Source organism: Streptococcus sp. 2022WUSS135, from assembly GCF_044427045.1.
GTDB lineage: Bacteria > Bacillota > Bacilli > Lactobacillales > Streptococcaceae > Streptococcus > Streptococcus hashimotonensis.
The window spans coordinates 1-2,734 of record NZ_JAOTGL010000055.1 but is presented as its reverse complement, the minus strand read 5'-3'; the positions used below and the strand labels follow the sequence as shown (position 1 = coordinate 2,734).

Below are 2,734 nucleotides of genomic sequence, written 5' to 3'. Positions count from 1 at the left end.
CAAATATCACATAGTTTTCACACCTAAGTACCGTAGAAAATCCATTTACTACAAAATTAGACAGGACTTAATTGATATTTTCCGTCATCTATGTCAATACAAAGGCGTGGAAATCATTGAGGGACACATGATGCCAGACCATGTTCATATGTTTGTCTTGATACCTCCGAAACTTTCGATTTCCGATTTTATGGGATATTTGAAAAGCAAAAGTGCTCTAATGATATTTGATAAACATGCCAATTTAAAATATAAGTATGGAAATCGAAAGTTTTGGGCTAGAGGCTACTATGTTAGTACCGTTGGACTGAATGAAAAGACAGTTGCGAAATATATTCGCGAGCAGGAGAAAAATGACATTGCACTTGATTCTTGAATGTCAAAGAGTATGAAGATCCATTTTCAGATGGCAGTTTTAGAACGAGATAAAAGCCCGTTGTTACGGGCATTAGTCAAGTAATTATAGCACTAACCTGAACGAAGTTCAGCGAACGTCTTTAGACGTCGCTGGAGAGAAACGGCTTATAGCCGGTGTACAAGCCACCCGTTTTCACGGGTGGTTATGACTACCTTGAAACAAGATAGTAACAGAGTTCTATCTTCGGCTTCGTTTCCTAGGCTACTTTTGATTTTCATTGAGTATCAGAAAATATTCTTGATTTTTTTGTGAAATTAGATTAAAATAAAACTAGATAAAACTGAATAACCGGTTGATATTGGGCAGAAGGGAAACTGACTGTTCAATGGACGGAACTCTGGAGAGACCATTTTGGCACCGAAGGGGCAAGGTAGTTTTGCTTGGAAAAGTAGAGCTACTGAAACTCTCAGGTAAAAGGACAGAGCGTTGAAAAATAGGCTTTTTCTGTATTTTTCACGTTGATTCTAGAGGTTGAAGAGTTCAGCCTCTTTTTGTTTTTCCGGCAGCTTTATCGGATTAGAAACGCTTAGGAGGAACTATGTTAGAACTATTTAAGGCTATCAACAATTTTGTTTGGGGACCGCCTCTCTTAATACTTTTGGTCGGTACAGGTGTTTACTTTACACTCCGTTTAGGGATGTTTCAAGTTAGCAAATTACCAACCGCCTTTCGTCTGATTTTCTCTAGTGACCAGTCTGGTCAGGGAGATGTGTCTAGCTTTGCGGCTCTTTGTACAGCTTTGGCAGCGACAGTTGGTACGGGAAATATTGTCGGAGTGGCAACCGCCATTACGACAGGTGGGCCAGGGGCTCTTTTCTGGATGTGGGTAGCGGCCTTTTTTGGGATGGCAACCAAGTATGCGGAAGGATTTTTAGCCATTAAATACCGTACAAAGGATGCCAATGGTCAAGCAGCAGGTGGGCCTATGCACTATATCACCTTGGGGATGGGACAGAAGTGGAAACCCTTGGCTGTTTTCTTTGCTGTCTCAGGTGTCCTCGTAGCGCTTTTGGGAATGGGGACATTTTCACAGGTTAATTCGATTGCATCTTCCATGTCTTCGAGTTTTGGATTAGCTCCCCAGTTGGTCAGCATTGTGACAGCCATTTCAATTGCTTTCTTTATCTTTGGGGGAATTGAAAAAATCTCGGATGTTTCGACCAAAATCGTTCCTTTCATGGCGATTTTATACATTTTGGCAAGTTTGATAGTCTTGGTAGTTCACTGGAATGAGCTGTTGCCGACATTTGGTTTGGTTCTGAAATCTGCCTTCTCACCTGCAGCAGCAGTAGGTGGCTTTGTAGGGGCAACTGTAAAAGAAGCGATCCAACGTGGTATTGCGCGTGGAGTGTTTTCAAATGAATCTGGTCTAGGTTCGGCGCCTATCGCAGCTGCAGCAGCCAAATCGGATAATCCTGTTGAGCAAGGTTTGATTTCTATGACGGGTACCTTTATCGATACGATTATTATCTGCACCTTAACAGGTTTGACAATCTTGGTGACAGGTCAGTGGTCTGTCGAAGGATTGGAAGGAGCTCCTCTGACACAGGCAGCTTTTGCAACAGTTTTTGGCAATGCAGGATCTATTGCCTTGACGATTAGTTTGGTACTTTTTGCTTTTACAACTATTCTCGGATGGTCTTACTATGGTGAACGCTGTATCGAGTTTCTATTCGGTACCAAATCCATCTTACCTTATCGTCTGTTATTTGTGGCAATGGTAGCCCTTGGTGGTTTCCTCAAACTAGACTTGATTTGGACCATTGCAGATATTGTAAATGGTCTCATGGCCCTACCAAACTTGATTGCCTTACTAGCTCTCTCTCCTGTTATCATCAAGGAGACACGCCAGTATTTTGCAAAGAAGAAATAAGATAAAAGACAGTCGTTTGACCAATGTCATTAAGTTAACTAACCTATCACATTTTGTGGTGGGTTATTTTTTATGTTACACTAAAAATAAAAGGGGAAAAGTCATGCTAGATCAGATTAAAGCTCATTTACTTGATAGTATTAACGACATCGTTTCCACCGCAAACCAGTTTGTGCTTCATCCTGAAAAAGATTTTAGTCGGAAAAGTCAGCTAACGATGAAAACCATGATTCAAGCTATACTTACCATGGGAGGCAATACCTTATCTAAAGAGCTACTTGACTTACATTTACCAGTTACCCAATCTGCCTTTGTCCAACGACGATATCAGATCAAACATCAAGCTTTTAAAGCCCTGTTTACCAATATTACTTCTAAAATTCCAATCTCTCACAACCTTCCTATCCTAGCTGTTGATGGTAGTGATGTGATTCTACCAAGAA

General features: G+C 41.0%; 1 protein-coding gene, 2 pseudogenes and 1 riboswitch. All 3 genes and pseudogenes read left to right on the top strand.

Annotation, left to right across the window (positions count from 1 at the left end):
* A pseudogene (gene tnpA / locus ODU45_RS09860) lies at window positions 1–429 on the top strand (IS200/IS605 family transposase); the annotation flags it as partial.
* Between the two features lie 316 nt (window positions 430–745).
* A riboswitch (glycine riboswitch) is annotated at window positions 746–850 on the top strand.
* 106 nt (window positions 851–956) lie between these two features.
* On the top strand, window positions 957–2,291 hold the full coding sequence (locus tag ODU45_RS09855; RefSeq protein ID WP_398581229.1) for an alanine/glycine:cation symporter family protein: 1,335 nt from the start codon (window positions 957–959) through the stop codon (window positions 2,289–2,291).
* Window positions 2,292–2,394: 103 nt separating this feature from the next.
* Window positions 2,395–2,734: pseudogene (locus ODU45_RS09850) on the top strand (IS4 family transposase); the annotation flags it as partial.